The organism is Spirosoma rhododendri, from assembly GCF_012849055.1.
Taxonomy (GTDB): Bacteria; Bacteroidota; Bacteroidia; order Cytophagales; family Spirosomataceae; genus Spirosoma; species Spirosoma rhododendri.
Genome location: NZ_CP051677.1, coordinates 2125115 through 2142484, shown reverse-complemented (window position 1 = coordinate 2142484; position 17370 = coordinate 2125115). Strand labels below are relative to the sequence as shown.

The following is a 17370-nucleotide window of genomic DNA, read 5'->3' as shown; positions in this document are numbered from 1 at the left end:
ACTAAACACCTGATTTCGACATACGGCCATCAGGCCGATTCTACACATGGAAGCTACCTTGGAAAAACCGAAAACTCAATCGAAAAACCGGACCATCCGGCGCGTTGCCGTGCTGGGGTCGGGCATCATGGGATCGCGCATTGCCGCCCACTTCGCCAATGTCGGCGTCGACGTGCTGCTGCTCGACATTGTACCGAAAGAGCCAAACGCAGCTGAGCAAGCCAAAGGGTTAACGACCGACAGCCCGCTGGTGCGGAACCGGATTGTTAACGATGCGTTCCAGACGATGCTCAAGGCAAGTCCGGCCTCGCTCTACAGCGCTAAATTTGCCAGTCGTATCAAGCTCGGCAATTTTGACGATAACCTGAGCGAAATCGCTACCTACGACTGGATCATCGAAGTGGTGGTCGAACGGCTCGACGTGAAACGGTCGGTGTATGAGCGGGTCGAGCAGTTTCGCAAGCCGGGCACACTGATTACGTCGAACACGTCGGGTATTCCGATGCACTTGCTTGCCGAAGGGCGCAGCGACGACTTCCGGCGCAACTTCTGCGGTACGCACTTTTTCAACCCGCCCCGCTACCTGCGGCTGCTCGAAATCATTCCGCTCGCCGACGCGACCGGCCCCGACACCGACCCGGCCGTGATCGATTTCCTGATGAACTACGGTAGTTTGTACCTCGGCAAAACCACCGTACTCTGCAAAGACACCCCCGGCTTCATCGCCAACCGACTTGGCATTCAGTCGCTGATTCAGACGATCCGCGTGGCTGAAGACATGGGCCTGACGGTCGAAGAAGTCGACAAGCTAACGGGGCCAGTAGTAGGTCGGCCGAAGTCAGGCACGTTCCGGTTATCTGACGTGGTGGGGCTGGATACGACCGTCAACGTGGCGGGCAATCTGGTGAAGATGGAGCACGACGAGTCGCGGGCGAGTTTCGAGCTGCCTGCGTCAGTGCAGAAGCTGATGGAGAATAAATGGCTCGGCGACAAGACCGGTCAGGGGTACTACAAGAAATCGAAAGATGCGACGGGCAAGACCGAAATTCAGGCACTTGACCTGAAAACATTCGAGTACAAGCCGTCGCAGAAAGTCAAATTCGCGACGCTCGAAGGCACCAAAGCCATCGACAACCTGCGCAAGCGGTTCCCCGTACTGCTGGCTGGCACCGACAAGGCGGGCGAATTTTACCGCCGGACTTTCGCCGACGGTTTTCAGTACGCAACCCACCGCATCCCCGAAATTTCGGACGAACTCTACCGCATCGACGCAGCTATCACGGCTGGCTTTGGCTGGCAGGTGGGCCTGTTTGAAACCTGGGACGCAATCGGCGTTCGCAAAGGCGTCGAACTGATCGAAGCACAGGGCAAAAAACCCGCGCAGTGGGTCTACGACATGCTCGACGCGGGTATCGAGTCGTTCTACCGCGTCGACAGTGGGAAGAAGCAGTACTACGACATTCCGTCGAAGAGCTACAAAACCATTCCTGGCACGGAAGCTTTCATCATTCTGGAAAATCTCCGGGGGGACGGTCCCTCGCAGAACGTGGTCTGGAAAAACGCCGACGCGTCGATCTACGATCTGGGCGACGGTATCCTGAACGTGGAGTTCCGCAGTAAGATGAACACCTTCGGGCAGGGCGTGTCGGAAGCGCTGATGAAAGGCGTGGCAATGGCCGAAAAAGACTTCCGGGGCCTGGTTATCGGCAACGATTCGGCGGAAGCATTCTCGGCGGGTGCCAACCTCGGTACGCTGTTCATGTTCGCCGTCGAGCAGGAGTTCGACGAGGTCAACCTCATGATCGCGCAGTTCCAGAACATGATGATGCGGCTGCGGTATTCGTCGGTGCCGGTAGTCGTGGCTCCGCACACGCTGACGCTGGGCGGTGGCTGCGAAGCCGTACTTCACTCCGACCGCGCCGTGGCACACGCCGAGACGTACATGGGTCTGGTCGAAGTTGGCGTCGGGCTGATTCCGGCGGGTGGCGGCACCAAAGAGATGGCTGCCCGTGCCTCGGACCTGTACCAGACCGGCGACCCCGAACTGAATATCCTCCAGAACATTTTCATGAACATCGCCACGGCGAAAGTGTCGACATCGGCGCAGGAAGCCCGTGAGATGAACTACCTCCGCTCAACGGATCAGATCGTGCTAAACCGGAGTAGTCTAATTGCCGAAGCCAAGCAGGCGGCTGTCGAACTGGCCGAAAACGGCTACACGCAGCCCAAGCCGCGCACCGATATCAAAGTACAGGGAAAAACGGGTATTGCGTTGTTCAAAGCGGGTATCTCGGCGATGCGGATGGGTCGCTACATCTCCGACCACGACCTGAAAATTGCCGATAAGCTGGCTTACGTCATCTGCGGTGGCGACCTGAGCAGCCCGCAAACGGTATCAGAAAAGTACCTGCTCGATCTGGAGCGCGAAGCGTTCCTGTCATTGTCGGGCGAGAAGAAAACGCTGGAACGCATCCAAAGCCTGCTGACCGGCGGCAAGCCACTGCGTAACTAGGGGCGGTATTTAGTTTACGGTATTCGGTAGGTTTCAACGACCTACCGAATACCGTTTCTTTTTGTAATGGTATCAGGTCTATGACGCCAGCCCAGCTCGACCTGACACTACTGTAAGCCTTGGCGTAGCAGATCGAAAACTGTACACCACCCCGAAAACCGCATCTATACCTCCCCTGTCCGGCCTTCCTTCCGGGCGTTTAGGTAGCCTTTGACGACGGTAAATGTGGTTACGGCGAGGAAGAATACGATGATCCACTGCACGTAGTCGACGATCCAGGGGAAGCGTTCGCCGAAGAAGAAACCACCGCCAACCAGCACAACTACCCACACGGCCCCACCGATTACGTTGTACAGCATAAACAGTTGGAACCGCATGTGAATCAGCCCGGATAAGATGGGCGCAAATGTGCGGACGATGGGCAGAAACCGGGCGACGATCAGCGCGCTGCTCCCGTATTTCTCGAACGCATCGCGGGTATTTTGAATGTATTTCTGCTTGAAAAACAGCGAATCCGGCCGGTTCTGAAGCCGTCCTCCGAAGTAATAGCCCGTCAGATAACCCGTAAGTGAACCCAGCACGGCAGCCGAAAAAATACAAAGCAGCAGCAGCCACAGCGGCACGTTTAGCAGCTTCGTACCGGCAAACACCCCCGACAGAAACAGCAGATAATCACCCGGTAGGAAGAAGCCGAAGAAGATGCCGTTTTCAATGTAAACGATCAGCGTAATTACAATCAGCCCACCCGTCCGAATGATCTCCTCCGAGTTAAGCAGGTACTGAAAAAAATCAACGATCTGAGACATGGGTCAAAGAGTGAAAGAGCGAAAGAGCGAAAGAGTGATTGGCGCATCATCCGCTCTTTCACTCTTTCGCTCTTTCACTCATTAAACATACTCCGCCAGCTCCAGCCAGCGGTCTGATTTTTCGGCGACGGTTTGGTCGATGGTTTCTATTTCGCGGGCCCAGGCCGTTAGCTGCTCGTGGTGCCCACCGCTGTTGAGCAGGTCGACAACCTCAGCTTTGCGCTGCTCCAGCGAATCGATTTCTTTTTCCAGCGTCTCGTATTCTTTCTGCTCCTTGAACGACAGCTTTCGCTTGCCCGCCGACCCATTGGTTGTGGGTGCGGGGGTCGGTACCACCGGCTGATTTTTTGGCGCACTTGGCTTGGCGGGTTCAGCCGTCCGCTTCTGCGTGTCGCGCCACTCGCGGTAGTCGGTATAGTTGCCAGGATAGTCGCGCACTTTGCCTTCGCCCTCCAGCACAAACACATGCTCGACAAGCCGGTCCATGAAGTAACGGTCGTGGGTGACGATCATGACGCAGCCTGTAAAGCTGAGCAAAAAGTCTTCCAGCACGTTCAGCGTCGTGATGTCGAGGTCGTTGGTTGGCTCGTCCAGAATCAGAAAGTTGGGGTTCTGCACTAATACCAAGAGCAGTTGCAACCGCCGTTTTTCGCCCCCGCTTAGTTTCGCCACGTAGTCGTACTGCTTCGAGCGGTCGAACAGAAACCGGCTTAGCAGTTGCGTAGCCGTAACGGTGTCGCCGTTGGCCAGCTTCATCACCTCCGCCACGTCCTGCACCACGTCAATCACCCGCTGATTCTCCGGCAGATCAAGTTCCGACTGTGTGTAATAGCCGAACTTCACGGTGCCACCGGTCGTGATTTTTCCCGAATCGGGGCGTAGCTGACCGGTGAGCATATTCATCAGCGTGGTTTTGCCCATGCCGTTTTTCCCGATCAGTCCCACCCGGTCGAACCGCTTGAAGGTATAGGTGAAATGGTCGAGCAGCACTTTTTCGCCGAAGCGTTTGCTCAGGTTTTCAACTTCCAGAATTTTCGTACCCAGCCGGGTCATCCGCAGGTTCAGGTCGAGTTCGCCGTCGCTGCGTTTACCACTCGTTTTTTCTTTCAGATCTTCAAACGCGTCGACACGATACTGCGCCTTCGTGCCCCGCGCTTTGGGTTGCCGACGCATCCACTCCAGTTCGCGCCGGAAGGTGTTGCGGTCTTTCGCCAGTTCCGACGCAGCCGCCTGTTCGCGCTCATCTTTCTTCTCCAGAAAATACGCGTAGTTGCCTTTGTATGTGTACAACTGCCCCCGTCCATTTCGGCAATCTGATTACAGACCCGGTCCAGAAAGTACCGGTCGTGCGACACCATCAGCAGCGTACCGTTGTTGGTGTTCAGGAAGTTTTCGAGGTATTCGATGGCTTCCAGATCAAGGTGGTTGGTCGGCTCGTCGAGAATAATCAGATCGGGGTTCTGAATCAGCACCCGCGCCAAAGCGACCCGTTTCCGCTGCCCACCCGACAGCGACCCGACGCGCTGCTCGACGTCCTGAATGCCCAGTTCGCCCAGAATCTGCCGGATCTGCGCTTCGTAGTCCCAGGCTTCCAGCTTCTCCATGTCGACCATAGCGCGTTCGAGAGCCGAATGATCGCCCGACGTTAGTGCGTGTTCATAAGCCCGCACCGCATCGAGTTGGGCGCTTTCGCCCGCCAGCACCACTTCCATCACGGTCATGGCGTCGTTGAGGTCAGGCTGCTGATCAAGGTAGCCAATCGTAATGTCTTTGCGGTGGCTAACGATACCCGCATCCGGTGGCGCGGCCCCGGCCAGTATCGTCAGCAACGTCGTTTTGCCCGATCCGTTGGCCCCCACGATAGCGACTTTATCCCCCCGGTTGATCCCGAATGTCAGGTTACGGAAGAGCGTCCGGTCGCCGTATGTTTTAGTCAGATTTTCGGCTGATAGGTAATTCATTGTTTTTCATTAAACAGTACAGCAAACTGCTGCCTGGTCACGGCTCGTACTTTGGGGAAATTTATCGTAGCAAGAGCGTTGAAATGTCGATCTTCGGTAATGATGTAATCTGCGTTGCCTGCAATGGCACAATCGACAAACTTGTTATCGTCCGGGTCATTTTCAATTAGGTACCAGAAGTAATGAGGCTCCGCCCGTATCAGGTTTTGCAAGTTTACCAACGTGTTAATAATGTTCTCGGCCAGCCTGGCTGACCCCCAGAACGACCCGATAATTTCTTCGTACTCCTGAAGTATCTCGGTTGACACAACCATTTCCAACGTCCCATCGAGTACAGCGTCAAACAGCCATCGACTCATCGATACTTTCGGAATACTGACTAACAACGCATTTGTATCGATCACGACTCTCATCGCTTCGGATTGTAAGGCGTACGCCGGTGCACAGCTGCGTCTTTTTCAAGTTGCTCTGCTGTAATACCCCGTTCGCTGACAAGTGCATCGATTTCATCATCAACCAGACGTGAAAAATAACTGGCCAGCAACTGTTTTATTTCAGCTTCCTGAGAAGCCGGTAATTCACGCTCAAACAGCCTCAGCATGTATTGCTGCATCGCATTGAGCCGGGTAGGTTGATTCGTTTCCATATCCTGTCAGACTAGTCGTCGCGTTTCAGAACCGATACAAATACAAAGGTACAACAAAGGAAATCGTTCCTACTTTTGCCTTTGTCAGGAAACAACGTTGACTCATGACTTATCGATTTCTTCTGACTGTCTGCATCACATTGATACTGACCGGCAAAGTAGGCTGGACACAGACAACCTCCAGCTTTACATCCTACACCCAAGCTATTCCGGGCAGTAACCAGACTTACGCGATGGTCGCTGTACCGGGTGGTAAAGGTTTGATGGGCAGCACCCCCGATCAGAAAGGGCATCAGCCCGACGAAAGTCCGGCGCACAGCGTAACGATTGAGCCGTTCTGGATGGGTAAGTACGAAGTGACGTGGGACTTGTACGATCTGTTTGCCTTTACCAATATGGAAAAGGAAATGGCGGCCAAATACACCACGACTGACGCTAACCTGACAAAAACAGATGCCACGGTCCGGCCAAGTCCACCCTACGTCGACATGTCGTTTGGCATGGGCCGTTCAGGTTACCCGGCCATCAACATGACCCAATACGCGGCTATCAAGTTTTGCGCGTGGCTTTACGCCAAAACCGGCGTTTTCTACCGGTTGCCAACCGAAGCCGAGTGGGAATACGCCTGCCGGGGCAACGACAAAAATGCTACACTGGCGTACTCATTCGGGAATGATGTCAGCAAACTGGGCGAATACGCGGTCTTCAAAGGCAACAGCAACGGCTCGTACAAGAAAGTCGGGACCAAAAAGCCGAACTCGTTTGGTCTGTACGATATGCATGGCAACGTCATGGAGTGGACGCAGGATCAGTACATCGCTGACTATTACAAGCAAGTGGCCGACGGGAAAGTCAATGAGCCGTACGCACCCACTACGACGCTATATCCCAACTCGGTGCGGGGTGGGTCGTGGGACGATGACCCGGAAGTGCTGCGTTCAGCCGCCCGCACCCAATCGGCCCCGGCCTGGAAAATCATCGACCCGCAAAGCCCTAAATCCGACTGGTGGATGACGTCTGCATCGTTCTGCGGCTTCCGCATTGTCCGTCCGGCCAAGACCCCACCCGAAGCCGACATCCGCGCTTACTACGATATCAAGCCGATAAAGGATTACTGACACAATGATTGAGTGATTGAATGATAGAAGGATTGAATAGGGTAGCGCATCCCGCCCAATCACTCAATCACTCAATCACTCAATCACTCAATCACTCAATCATTGATAACTTTTTTCCTCCTCGGTGCGAATCTCGGTGATCGCGTGGGTACACTGGCGCGGGCGGTATCGCTCATCGGAGAGCGGGTCGGGCGGGTGGTGGTGCAGTCGAGCCTGTACGAGACAGCACCGTGGGGCGTTACCGATCAGCCCGCCTTTCTGAATCAGGTGCTGGCTGTCGATACGGCGCTGGAACCGGAAGCCGCGCTGGTGAAAACACAGGCGATCGAGCACGAACTGGGGCGCGTGCGGCACGAGCACTGGGGCGCCCGCACCATCGACATCGATCTGCTCTATTACGGGCAGCTTATCTGGCAGTCGCCCACGCTGACGCTCCCCCACCCGTTGCTGCATCAGCGACGATTTACGCTTGTACCACTGGCAGAAATCGCCCCCGACGCGGTGCACCCTGTTTTTAACCGGACAACGCTTGAACTGTTGAGTGACTGCGTTGATATGGGAACAGTAACTATTTTTAATTCCCCAATAAATATCCCCCACACTGAAAACGTAGTACCTTTGTGCTCAGTTTGTTATCAATTTCCTAAAAATCACCCCCGATTATGTCTGCCACGCTCGACACCGTGAGTCTGTTAGCCGACCGCATCAATGCGCTGGAAGAATCGTCCACGCTGGCGATGACCAAAAAAGCCCGCGAATTAGCCGCTCAGGGCCACAAAGTAATTAGCCTGAGCGTCGGCGAGCCTGATTTCAAAACCCCCGCCCACATCTGCGAAGCCGCCAAGAAAGCCATCGACGACGGCTTCCACGGCTACTCGCCCGTAGCTGGCTATCCCGACCTGCGCAAAGCCATCGCTGATAAATTCAAGCGTGACAATAATATCGACTGGAAACCCGAAAACATCGTCGTCTCGACGGGTGCCAAGCACTCGCTGGCCAACGTCATTCAGGTGCTGATTAACCCCGGCGATGAAGTCGTTATTTTTTCGCCCTACTGGGTTAGCTATTCCGAAATGGTGAAGCTGGCCGAAGGTAAAGCAGTGGTCGTCGACGGAGCGTTTGACAACAACTTTAAAGTAACACCCGAGCAGTTTGAAGCCGCCATCACCGACCGCACCCGGATCGTGATGTACGCATCGCCCAATAACCCGACCGGCTCGATCTATTCGGAAGCCGAACTGCGGGCCATTGCCGACGTGGTTGCCAAGCACGAGAACGTGTACGTACTGGCCGACGAAATCTATGAATACATCAACTTCACACCCGAAGGCCACTTCAGCATCGGCTCGATCCCTGAGATTGCCGATCGCGTGATCACCGTTAATGGCGTGGCTAAGGGCTATGCCATGACCGGCTGGCGCATTGGTTACATCGGCGCGGCCAAGTGGATTGCCGATGGCGTGGAGAAACTCCAGGGACAGATCACGTCGGGTACCAACTCGATTGCACAGAAAGCCGCCGTTGCCGCGATCAGCGGTCCGTTGGATGCCAGTATGGAAATGACGAAAGCCTATCAGCGTCGGCGCGACCTGGTGGTGAAACTGCTGAAAGAGGTGCCGCATTTCCGGGTCAACGTGCCCGAGGGTGCGTTCTACGCCTTCCCCGATATCAGCTATTACTACGGCAAGTCAGACGGCACGACGGCAATCAACAACTCCGACGATTTCGCGTCGTGGCTGCTAAACACGGCCTACGTTTCGACGGTAGCGGGTTCGGGCTTTGGAGCGCCTAACTGCCTGCGCATCTCGACCGCAGCCTCGGATGAATCGCTGGCAGAAGCGGTTCAACGTATAAAGGACGCCGTTGCGACGTTGAGCTAATACCAGTTAAAGCGAAAAAGCGACCGGGTGACAAAATTAACGTCGCCCGGTCGCTTTTTCGCATTTATACGTTTTCATCTATAGAGTATACTGTATATACTTGTCAACGAATAGGTTACGTAATTCTTTCACCGAATATTAATTGGTGAAAACATATGATTGGTGCTTTTTTTGCTAGTGAAATAGTATACCGCAGCCCTTCTTGCACCAATATTATACCATCTTACCGCTGGTTAACTAAACTTTTTTCAATGACCCCATGTTTTGGACATTAAGAAGTTTAGATTTAATTAATACGGTAATTATGTTTAGCGGGAGGGCGTTATTTTTTGATAAAAGAGGCAAATCCGTTAACTTAACAAGTACCTAACTTAGACCGACCAAAACCATGAAAAATGTAAAACTGCACATGATTTTTCAATGGGTTTTCTTCATGCCCATCATCCTTCCGTTGTGCATCGTATATGGTGCTCTGCGTGGAGCAGTGCAAATGGGGGAACGCGTTGTAAATCAGATGCTGGCTGACATTACAGCGCCGACCGAAGAACGTACGCAGCATTCATTCGAAAACCAGACATACTAAGGTTTATATACCAAAAGCGAAGCGGTCACAGCCCGATACAGTTAATCGGGCTGTGACCGCTTCGCTTTTAACGGCCGGTACGTACCTATTCGTAAATACGATCCAGGTTTTTGTCCTTGTAATTCTCGTCATCCAGTTCGAGAAACTCTTCCCAGAACGGATCGTTCGGTAACCCCGCTTTGCACAGGATCGGCTCCTTTTTCACCGGATGGACAAAATAGAGTCGGCGGGCGTGCAGGTAGATTTTCTTATCGGCTACAGCCCGATCGTACCCGTACTTAACATCGCCCCGGATTGGGCAGCCCATATGCGCCAGTTGCGACCGGATCTGGTGGGGTCGACCTGTAATCGGGTTTACTTCCAGCAAGTAATGTTCGTTAATACGCCCCAGCAGCCGGTACGACAGTTCGGCTTTCTGCGAACCAGGCACTTCGTAGTCGTACACCGTTACCTGATTTTTCTGCTCGTCTTTCACCAGCCAGTTGACCAGCTTATCCGCATCCTGCGGGGGCTTTTGCCGCACAACAGCCCAGTACGTTTTCTGCACCTGCCGCTTGCGAAAAATCTCGTTCATTCGCTCCAGCGCCTTCGACGTACGGGCGAATACAACCAGCCCACTAACGGGTCGATCGAGCCGATGAACCAGGCCCAGAAATACCTCGCCCGGCTTCTCATACTTCTCCTTAACGTAATCTTTCAGTACCGTCAGCAAGGTCGTATCGCCGGTGCGGTCGCCCTGCACCAGTATACCGGGATCTTTGTTGACGATCAGCAGATGGTTGTCTTCGTAGACAACCTGATATGGTTTCTTTCTCATTGCTCTTTGTAAAAGAAAGAGGAAAGATGTGAGCCAAAAGAACGGTCGGTGACGACTATCTGCTTCCCACATCTTTCTTTTTTCCTTCTTCTCTAACTCAGTAGGCTTCTTTCTCGTTCGGGAAGTCCTTACTTTTCACGTCGTCCACATAATGCGTAATGGCCTGTTTCATAATCGAATGCAGGTCGGCATACTGTCGCAGAAAGCGTGGTTTGAATTCGTTGTTGATACCCAGCATATCGTGGATAACCAGAATCTGCCCATCGGCGTCGGGCCCGGCACCGATACCGATCGTCGGGATGTGTAGCGTCTGAGAAACCTGTTTGGTCAATGCCGCCGGGATTTTTTCGAGTACGACGCCGAAGCAGCCAATGTCCTCCAGCATTTTTGCGTCAGTCATTAGCTTGGCGGCTTCGGCTTCTTCACGGGCCCGCACGGCATACGTGCCAAACTTATAAATTGACTGTGGCGTCAGGCCCAGGTGCCCCATGACCGGTACGCCCGCACTGAGTATCCGAACAATCGATTCGCGAATCTCATGCCCGCCCTCCAGCTTGATTGCATGGGCGCCCGACTCTTTCATAATCCGAATAGCCGACCGCAGCGCTTCCACCGAATTACCCTGATACGACCCAAACGGCAGGTCGACGACGACCAGTGCCCGCTTTACCGCCCGCACAACCGAACTGGCGTGGTAGATCATCTGATCGAGCGTAATGGGCAGCGTAGTCTCGTGGCCCGCCATAACGTTCGACGCTGAATCGCCTACCAGAATGACTTCGACACCGGCCGCATCGACGGCCCGCGCCATCGAATAATCGTAGGCCGTTAATGCCGAGATTTTCTCACCCTTATTCTTGAGTTCCTGAATGGTGTGCGTTGTAACGCGCTTTATATCGGGATTATGAACAGACATTTTTTTGAGTTGTAGAGTTGAATAGTTGTAAAGTTATAGAGTTGAAGAGTCGTAAAGTTGGCTACCGGCCGAATGGGCTAACGCACCAGCAACTTTACAACTATTCAACCATCCAACTATCCAACTTTTATCGAGGGGAAAGCCAGGATTCGGGGTTCAGTTTGGTGAACTCTTTCCAGATCTGAAACTGCATTTCCGACACCCCATTCTTGTCGGTTGCCACGGTACCGATGGATTCGCGGGCTTTCACACGCTGCCCGGCCCGCACCTGCACGCTACGAAGTTTGGCATAAACGGTAAAATACGTACCGTGCTGAATCGCGACTACGTTGTTCATGCCGGGAATATTGGTCACGTCCTGCACGATACCGTCGTACACCGACCGAACGCTTTCCCCTGCGGTAGTTTGAATGGTAACACCCTGATTTTCGACGTAAATTCCTTTTAGCAACGCGTGGGCCCGGCGCCCAAAATGGTCGGAGACAAAGCCTTTCGACACGGGCCACGGCAAGCGCGCCCGAGACGCAGTAAACGACGATGCCAGGGCCGTTTCTTCGTTGTTAAGGCTAGTGTTTCGCCGTTCGTCGGGTGTGGGAGCAGGGGCTTCCGGTTCGGGTTCAGCGGGTCGTTCGACTTTGGCAACCGCTTCGGGGTCCGGCTGCTTACCGGCTTTTTCGGCCGCAGCTACCTGTTCTTCCGCTCGTTTGCGTTCAGCCGCCCGGCGAGCCGCTTCCTGCCGGGCAAGTCGTTCGCGGGCGAGTCGGGCCGCCCGTTCGCGGGCTTCGCGCTCGGCCCGCTCTTTCGCTTCCCGAGCGATCAGCCGCGTGATCAGCGTTTCCAGCTGCCCGATGGCCCGTCGGCTTTCGGCCAGTTCAGTCCGAAGTTCAACCTCCTTTTTGCTTAGTTGCTCAACGACCTGATTTTTCTCCTGCTTCAGCGTTTCCAGCTTCTTCGATTCGCCAACTTTATCCTGCAACGTTCCTTTTTGCTGCTTCCGTTTGCGCTGGGTGGCCCGTTCCTTATCCGTCAGGTCGCCCTGGATAACGTTCATCTGGCGCACCTGACTCCGTCGGGCGTCGGAATACTGGCCTAAGTAGCGATACCGGGCAACCAATTGGTTGAAATTGTCGGAAGCAAACAGAAAACCCAGCGGATTAACCTGCTGCCGACGCCGGTCGGCGGTGTAGATCATCGACCCATACTCGACTTTCAGTTTGCTCAGGTCATTCGTTAGTTTCTGGCTTGCCTGCCGCAGTTCAGCAATCTCTTCTTCCGTAAGCCGCAGATCTTTGTTCATCAAACTAATCTGCTGCGATTGCGTCTGAATCTGCTGGTCGAGCGCTTTTAACTGGCCCAGGCTGGCTTCCTTCTCCGAGGCTGTTTTGGTCAGGATGGAGCGAATCTGCCCCATCTTCTCCAGGTTCTGTTTTTTCTCTCTTTCCAGTGCCTGTCGGCTGCGCTGTGTCTGTTGAGCCATCATCGGCGTTACCAGCAGGAGTAGCAGGCAACAGGCCGACACGGCAGCAGATCGTACGAGTTGACTTTGCATAAATACGTGTACCCTACTCGGTTAAGTTCGTTACGGCCGTCGTTGGTAGCTGGCCGGAACCGAAAATGGAAAGCCCGGACTTTCACCTACCAGTTCAACTTTGGTATGCCGGATCGTTAGCTGCGTCTGCGCCGGTTGCCCGGTTGCTGCGGCTTTGTAATCGAGCAAAAGATGACTGGTATACGGGAACAGAAACGTGTTCAGCGCCGTGAAATCCTGATAGTCCAGCCGCAACGTGTTGTTACCGGCCTGCTGCGTAAGCAGGAGTCGGATCAGCTTACGATTCTGCTCTCCAACATAATTATCAATTCGTGTACCGCCATCCGTTTGCCGCAGCAGCAATGTATCGGCGCCGGCGCTAACGATCTGAGCCGGGCTGTTCGGCAGGGGCAGATTTCCGATCAGCACTGCCTGCAACAACTCAAAATTCAGTTGAAACCGGAATTGCTGACTGATAGTACCGTAGTCAGCTACGGCATACTGCCGGTTGATTTTGTCGAGGATACGAACCGAATCCCGCGATATGAGTACCCGCGCCCCTTCGATACCCAGTTTGGAAACCGACAGCCAGATCAGGCTATCCTTTTGCGCGCGTATACTGACGGTAGCATTGTCGATTTCCTGCTGCGGGCTTCTAAATGACAGTTTAGATCGGGTAGTCAGGTATATAAAATCGATCTGCGCAACATTGGCATCGGCGGCTTTGGTAACTGACTTATCAGCCGTACCAGACACCGAAGAAGCGGGCCGGGCCACCGCACCCGAATCGACCGTCGGGCGGGGCGCTGGCTGGGTTTGCTGGGTTGCTATGGGCACCTGTCGGCGGCAACCGCCCGCGCCTATCAACACGCTCAGTAATAACAGCGCGGTGAAAACGTTAGTCATCTAATTTTCCGGTGGAGATTTTTTTGTCGATGCCAGCGCCAGCACCACCTTTCGCTTTAGCCCGTTTCCACTGCTCCACGGCCTGTGCCGACTGGCCCAGCCGAAACAGCACATCGCCATAGTGCTCGATGATCGTACCGCTCGCGCCAGCCGGTGTGGCAACCGCCTTCTCCAGATACTGCCGGGCTTTGGCGTAATCTTTCGACACGTACAGCACCCAGGCGTACGTGTCCAGGTAAGTAGCGTCGTTGGGGTGGCGTTCAACCAGCTTTTCAGCCAGTTGCCGGGCGCGGGGTAAGTTAGCCTTCCGCAACGACAGGAAGTAGCTGTAATTATTCAGGACGTGGTCGTTGAGCGGGTCGTTTTTTAGTACCGTCTCGTACGATTCATCCGATTTGGCAAAGTCGCCCAGCCCGTTATATGCATCACCGAGTTGCGCGTACAGGCCGCTTTTCAATTCGGGAGTTGCCGTCGATGCCAGCAGCTTCTGGCTTTCCTCAAACGCATCAACTGCCTGCTGATACCGGCGCTTGACAAGGTTGGCCGACCCATTGGAATACCAGAACAGACCCTGATTCGGGAATACCTCCAGCGCCAGTTCAGAGTGCTTCAGCAAACTATCGATCTGATTCAACTCGCCATCCAGCTGCAACAGAGCCCCCCACACTTCGTAGGTAGACCCATCGAGCCGGGCCGCGCGGACGTAGGCGTCACGGGCCTCCGCTTTGCGCCCCTGCCGCGCCAGCTGGTTGGCAACCATCAGTTGAGCCTTCGGGTCCGTTGGGCTACTTTTCGCCAGTTCTTCAGTCAGAGCCAGCGCTTCCTGCTGCCCATTCGCCGATTCACCGACCAGACCGACATAGCCCGACAGAATCCGGGCTTTCATTCCTGCTTCAAGATTAGGACTCGCCAGCACCTGATCGAGTTCCTTTTTAACGCGGGCCATATCGCCTTTTTTCCGATAGATATCGGCCAGCAGCATGTGTGCCTGTGGTAGATCGGTATTTAATTTCAGGGCGCGGTCGATCCAGGTCAGCGCCTGTTCGGCGCGGTCATTGGCAATCAACAGTTCAGCTCCTTCGAGTAAATAATCAGGATCACCGGGTGCCGACTGTACCAGTTTTTCGGCTTCAGCAACCGCCTTATCGATCTTATTTTGCTTAAGGTAGATTCGCTGCTTCTGACGGATAATCTCATCGTTCGGCCCAATCTCCTTCTCAACCCGATCGTATGCCGCAAGTGCCTTATCGGGTTTTTCGTCGAACAGATAAATAGCGGCCAGTTCAACGCCATACTCAGCATTGTCGCTGCCCGTTCGCAAAATGCTTTCGTAGAGATCTTCCGCTTCGCCGTAACGCTTCTGCTTAACGTATAATTCGGCGAGTTGCAGTGCGTAAAACTTGTTTGTCGGTTCCAGACTGTGCGCTTTGAGCGCGTAGGGTGTAGCTTCAGCCGCCTTGTTGCTTTTCAGGTACGCGCTGGCCGTTGCATACTGAGCCGCAGCATTGGCGGGATTCTTCTGAATAATTTTGGCAAACAGCGGGATCGCTTTCGACGGCTCGTCGGTCATCAGATACCGCATACCGTCGGTAAACTGCATCTCGGCTTCGGCGCGGGCAACCGTCGTGGAGTTTGGCGCATGACGCGCCACAATTGTATCGGCGTCCGCTTTGTTTCCCCGCCGACGCTGTGCCGTCGTCGGCTCCAGCAGCGCACACAGCAGCCCGCAGCCCAGCAATGCGGTTCTCAGTGCCTTAGTTGGGAACAGACGAAACACGGTATTCATGCGGTTGAGCAATTGAAACATACCTACCAGAACGCACCAGATCAGGCTTCTATTGCCAGTATCGGCTGAACAGACCCTATAGACAAAGGTAGGGTAAAAAAAGGCGGAATGCCAGTACCGGGGCGGGGCGGCATTTGTCGGTAAAATCAAGAACAAACTGGCTCGTTTTGGTTTATACCTCTATCGGAACCCGGTGCGTTGCCGGGCGGTAATCAACCGACTCAAACCGAAATCAGTACACAATGGAAACCGTATATACTAGTACCGTCAGCAGCGTTGGCGGTCGGGATGGCGACGTAAAGTCGTTGGATGGCATTCTGGAAATGGACCTGCGCCGGCCTACGGAAATGCATGGCGAAGGTGGCAAGCCAAACCCTGAGATGCTGTTCGCGGCCGCCTACAGTGCCTGCTATAACGGCGCACTGATGGCGGTAGCCGAGCGTCGCAAAGTTATCCTGCCTGAACATGCCGTTGAGGTCAGCATCTCGCTCAACAAAGACGGTAACAATATGTTTCTGTCGGGTCGTATCGTGGTGAAAGCCCCCGGTATGGAGCACGAGCAGCTACAGCAACTCGCTGAAACAGCCCACGCCGTTTGCCCTTACTCGAAAGCCGTCAAAGGCAATATGGATATGGAAATTACGGTGCTGGTATAGCACCGCAGTGCTCGACAGCTGGAAGCTGTCGCAGACAAACAAGCGAGCCGACCCTTCTGAGGTCGGCTCGCTTACTTTTAGCCAATGGCGTCTGGCCGACTGCATCTAGCCAACCGCGTCTAGCTGACCGCGTCGTAAATATGAACGCGCTCCCAGAGGTGCGCGCATTTCTCGACAAAGGCGAGGTGCAGCGGGTGTTCCTGATAGGCATCGTGCGCGGCTTTGTCGGCAAACACCATCGTCAGGTTGAAATCGTAGCTGTGGTCGATAACAGGTCGGCGGGTATCGGCGGGGGTGCCGATGTACACCGTCGTAATGGCGTCGATGCCGGTGAGCGAGTCAAGCCCAGCTTTGAGGGCATCGTGATTGGCCTGTTCTTCGGGGTTTTTAAGCCAGAAAAACACGATATGAACAAACATAAGCGATCTGATTTTTTGGGGAAACTACGCACACCGGCCCGTTCTACTCACCAACGGCTCACGAAAACTTTTCCAGCTGCTTCACCAGCACACCAAAATCTTTCGGGTACGGCGCGATGAATGTTTGCTCTTCACCGTCGAGCAGGGCGAAGGTCAGTGAGTGAGCGTGCAGGGCAACCCGCTGAATCAAGGGCAGTTCCTCCGTGCCCTGCTTCAGATTGAACTTTCGCTTCACATCCGACAGGAATACCGGCTCTCCCCCATACGTCGGGTCGTTGACGATCGGCGCTTTCAGGCACATGAGGTGTACCCGAATCTGGTGCATCCGCCCCGTAACGGGCATACACTCGACCAGCGTCGTGCTGCGGTACGCCTGCAAGGTGTTGAATATCGTTTCGGCCACTTTACCCTTTTCCCGGTCGATCCGTACCGCCGTACCATCTTTAATTGGCGAGATGGGCAGGTATACCGATATACCTTCGAAATCGTGCACACCATTCGTCACGGCGTGGTAGCGTTTGGTCACCTCGCGGTGTTCAAACTGCATCGCCAGATGTCGGTAAGCCTCCGGGTTTTTGGCAATCGCCAGCACACCCGACGTTTCTTTATCGAGCCGATGGCCCAGTTGCGCGTCGGGGTGATAGGCTTTCGCCAGCCGGATAATGCTCTGCGCCCGGTCGTTGGTCCGCTCATCGAGCGAAGCAATATGGGGGGCTTATTTATCAGGATATAATCATCGTTTTCAAAAACGATGAGCTCCTCGAAGTTGAGTTTCATTGGGATGGTCTAAGGTTTGATGTTTACGGTTTAAAGTTGATTTTGGCGGGCTACGCAAC

General features: G+C 54.3%; 15 protein-coding genes and 2 pseudogenes. 6 read left to right on the top strand and 11 right to left on the bottom strand.

The window, feature by feature from the left end:
• Positions 1-46: 46 nt before the first annotated feature.
• Entirely contained in the window at positions 47-2512 is a 2466-nt protein-coding gene (locus HH216_RS09020) for a 3-hydroxyacyl-CoA dehydrogenase/enoyl-CoA hydratase family protein (RefSeq protein WP_169550516.1), read from the top strand.
• A 164-nt stretch (positions 2513-2676) separates the two neighbouring features.
• Here HH216_RS09020 and HH216_RS09015 read toward each other — a convergent pair whose 3' ends face one another.
• The 4 genes and pseudogenes from HH216_RS09015 to HH216_RS09000 form a co-directional block, all read right to left on the bottom strand.
• Positions 2677-3318, bottom strand: coding sequence for a DedA family protein (locus tag HH216_RS09015; RefSeq protein ID WP_169550515.1), 642 nt, complete (start codon positions 3316-3318; stop codon positions 2677-2679).
• Positions 3319-3399: 81 nt separating this feature from the next.
• Positions 3400-5279: pseudogene (locus HH216_RS09010) on the bottom strand (ABC-F family ATP-binding cassette domain-containing protein).
• A complete protein-coding gene (locus HH216_RS09005) occupies positions 5276-5692 on the bottom strand; it encodes a putative toxin-antitoxin system toxin component, PIN family (protein WP_169550514.1) in 417 nt (138 codons plus the stop codon). The pseudogene HH216_RS09010 and the gene HH216_RS09005 overlap by 4 nt, the downstream one beginning before the upstream one ends.
• Entirely contained in the window at positions 5689-5925 is a 237-nt protein-coding gene (locus tag HH216_RS09000; protein ID WP_169550513.1) for a hypothetical protein, read from the bottom strand. Before HH216_RS09000 ends, HH216_RS09005 begins: the two co-directional genes overlap by 4 nt.
• A gap of 104 nt (positions 5926-6029) precedes the next feature.
• Here HH216_RS09000 and HH216_RS08995 point away from each other — a divergent pair, with 104 nt between their 5' ends.
• The 4 genes from HH216_RS08995 (at position 6030) to HH216_RS08980 (ending at position 9506) form a co-directional block, all read left to right on the top strand.
• On the top strand, positions 6030-7043 hold the full coding sequence (locus HH216_RS08995; RefSeq protein ID WP_169550512.1) for a formylglycine-generating enzyme family protein: 1014 nt from the start codon (positions 6030-6032) through the stop codon (positions 7041-7043).
• Positions 7044-7145: 102 nt separating this feature from the next.
• Positions 7146-7730 (top strand): 2-amino-4-hydroxy-6-hydroxymethyldihydropteridine diphosphokinase, encoded by a 585-nt coding sequence (folK, locus tag HH216_RS08990; RefSeq protein ID WP_169550511.1) that lies wholly within the window; start codon positions 7146-7148, stop codon positions 7728-7730.
• The gene (locus tag HH216_RS08985) at positions 7706-8923 is read left to right on the top strand and encodes a pyridoxal phosphate-dependent aminotransferase (protein WP_169550510.1); all 1218 of its coding nucleotides are present in this window, start codon (positions 7706-7708) and stop codon (positions 8921-8923) included. Before folK ends, HH216_RS08985 begins: the two co-directional genes overlap by 25 nt.
• A gap of 388 nt (positions 8924-9311) precedes the next feature.
• Positions 9312-9506 carry a hypothetical protein gene (locus tag HH216_RS08980; RefSeq protein WP_169548913.1) on the top strand — a complete coding sequence of 65 codons (195 nt, stop codon included), beginning with the start codon at positions 9312-9314 and terminating at the stop codon, positions 9504-9506.
• Between the two features lie 85 nt (positions 9507-9591).
• On the opposite strand, the gene HH216_RS08975 is transcribed toward HH216_RS08980, so the two are convergent.
• The 5 genes from HH216_RS08975 to HH216_RS08955 all read right to left on the bottom strand — a co-directional run bounded on the left by HH216_RS08975 (position 9592) and on the right by HH216_RS08955 (position 15459).
• Positions 9592-10323: an RluA family pseudouridine synthase gene (locus tag HH216_RS08975; protein WP_169550509.1), complete on the bottom strand. Its 732-nt coding sequence runs from the start codon at positions 10321-10323 to the stop codon at positions 9592-9594.
• Positions 10324-10420: 97 nt separating this feature from the next.
• Positions 10421-11239 carry a 3-methyl-2-oxobutanoate hydroxymethyltransferase gene (gene panB, locus HH216_RS08970; RefSeq protein WP_169550508.1) on the bottom strand — a complete coding sequence of 273 codons (819 nt, stop codon included), beginning with the start codon at positions 11237-11239 and terminating at the stop codon, positions 10421-10423.
• A 127-nt stretch (positions 11240-11366) separates the two neighbouring features.
• The gene (locus HH216_RS08965) at positions 11367-12719 is read right to left on the bottom strand and encodes a murein hydrolase activator EnvC family protein (protein WP_254448824.1); all 1353 of its coding nucleotides are present in this window, start codon (positions 12717-12719) and stop codon (positions 11367-11369) included.
• Between the two features lie 99 nt (positions 12720-12818).
• On the bottom strand, positions 12819-13673 hold the full coding sequence (locus tag HH216_RS08960) for a DUF4292 domain-containing protein (RefSeq protein ID WP_169550506.1): 855 nt from the start codon (positions 13671-13673) through the stop codon (positions 12819-12821).
• Positions 13666-15459, bottom strand: coding sequence for a tetratricopeptide repeat protein (locus HH216_RS08955; protein ID WP_169550505.1), 1794 nt, complete (start codon positions 15457-15459; stop codon positions 13666-13668). Before HH216_RS08955 ends, HH216_RS08960 begins: the two co-directional genes overlap by 8 nt.
• A gap of 242 nt (positions 15460-15701) precedes the next feature.
• On the opposite strand from HH216_RS08955, the gene HH216_RS08950 reads away from it, so the two are divergent.
• Entirely contained in the window at positions 15702-16115 is a 414-nt protein-coding gene (locus HH216_RS08950) for an Ohr family peroxiredoxin (protein WP_169550504.1), read from the top strand.
• 119 nt (positions 16116-16234) lie between these two features.
• On the opposite strand, the gene HH216_RS08945 is transcribed toward HH216_RS08950, so the two are convergent.
• Together HH216_RS08945 and HH216_RS08940 are read right to left on the bottom strand one after the other, a co-directional pair.
• Entirely contained in the window at positions 16235-16534 is a 300-nt protein-coding gene (locus HH216_RS08945) for a Dabb family protein (RefSeq protein ID WP_169550503.1), read from the bottom strand.
• A 58-nt stretch (positions 16535-16592) separates the two neighbouring features.
• A pseudogene (locus HH216_RS08940) lies at positions 16593-17311 on the bottom strand (RluA family pseudouridine synthase).
• Positions 17312-17370: the final 59 nt, after the last annotated feature.

What these genes read in the sequence shown, in the direction of transcription:
- HH216_RS08945 (WP_169550503.1), bottom strand. Translation starts at nt 16,534, where the DNA reads ATGTTTGTTCATATCGTGTTTTTCTGGCTTAAAAACCCCGAAGAACAG.
- HH216_RS08950 (WP_169550504.1), top strand. Translation starts at nt 15,702, where the DNA reads ATGGAAACCGTATATACTAGTACCGTCAGCAGCGTTGGCGGTCGGGAT.
- HH216_RS09000 (WP_169550513.1), bottom strand. Translation starts at nt 5,925, where the DNA reads ATGGAAACGAATCAACCTACCCGGCTCAATGCGATGCAGCAATACATG.
- HH216_RS08955 (WP_169550505.1), bottom strand. Translation starts at nt 15,459, where the DNA reads ATGAATACCGTGTTTCGTCTGTTCCCAACTAAGGCACTGAGAACCGCA.
- HH216_RS09020 (WP_169550516.1), top strand. Translation starts at nt 47, where the DNA reads ATGGAAGCTACCTTGGAAAAACCGAAAACTCAATCGAAAAACCGGACC.
- HH216_RS09005 (WP_169550514.1), bottom strand. Translation starts at nt 5,692, where the DNA reads ATGAGAGTCGTGATCGATACAAATGCGTTGTTAGTCAGTATTCCGAAA.
- HH216_RS08985 (WP_169550510.1), top strand. Translation starts at nt 7,706, where the DNA reads ATGTCTGCCACGCTCGACACCGTGAGTCTGTTAGCCGACCGCATCAAT.
- HH216_RS08965 (WP_254448824.1), bottom strand. Translation starts at nt 12,719, where the DNA reads ATGATGGCTCAACAGACACAGCGCAGCCGACAGGCACTGGAAAGAGAG.
- HH216_RS08975 (WP_169550509.1), bottom strand. Translation starts at nt 10,323, where the DNA reads ATGAGAAAGAAACCATATCAGGTTGTCTACGAAGACAACCATCTGCTG.
- HH216_RS08980 (WP_169548913.1), top strand. Translation starts at nt 9,312, where the DNA reads ATGAAAAATGTAAAACTGCACATGATTTTTCAATGGGTTTTCTTCATG.
- HH216_RS09015 (WP_169550515.1), bottom strand. Translation starts at nt 3,318, where the DNA reads ATGTCTCAGATCGTTGATTTTTTTCAGTACCTGCTTAACTCGGAGGAG.
- HH216_RS08960 (WP_169550506.1), bottom strand. Translation starts at nt 13,673, where the DNA reads ATGACTAACGTTTTCACCGCGCTGTTATTACTGAGCGTGTTGATAGGC.
- panB (WP_169550508.1), bottom strand. Translation starts at nt 11,239, where the DNA reads ATGTCTGTTCATAATCCCGATATAAAGCGCGTTACAACGCACACCATT.
- HH216_RS08995 (WP_169550512.1), top strand. Translation starts at nt 6,030, where the DNA reads ATGACTTATCGATTTCTTCTGACTGTCTGCATCACATTGATACTGACC.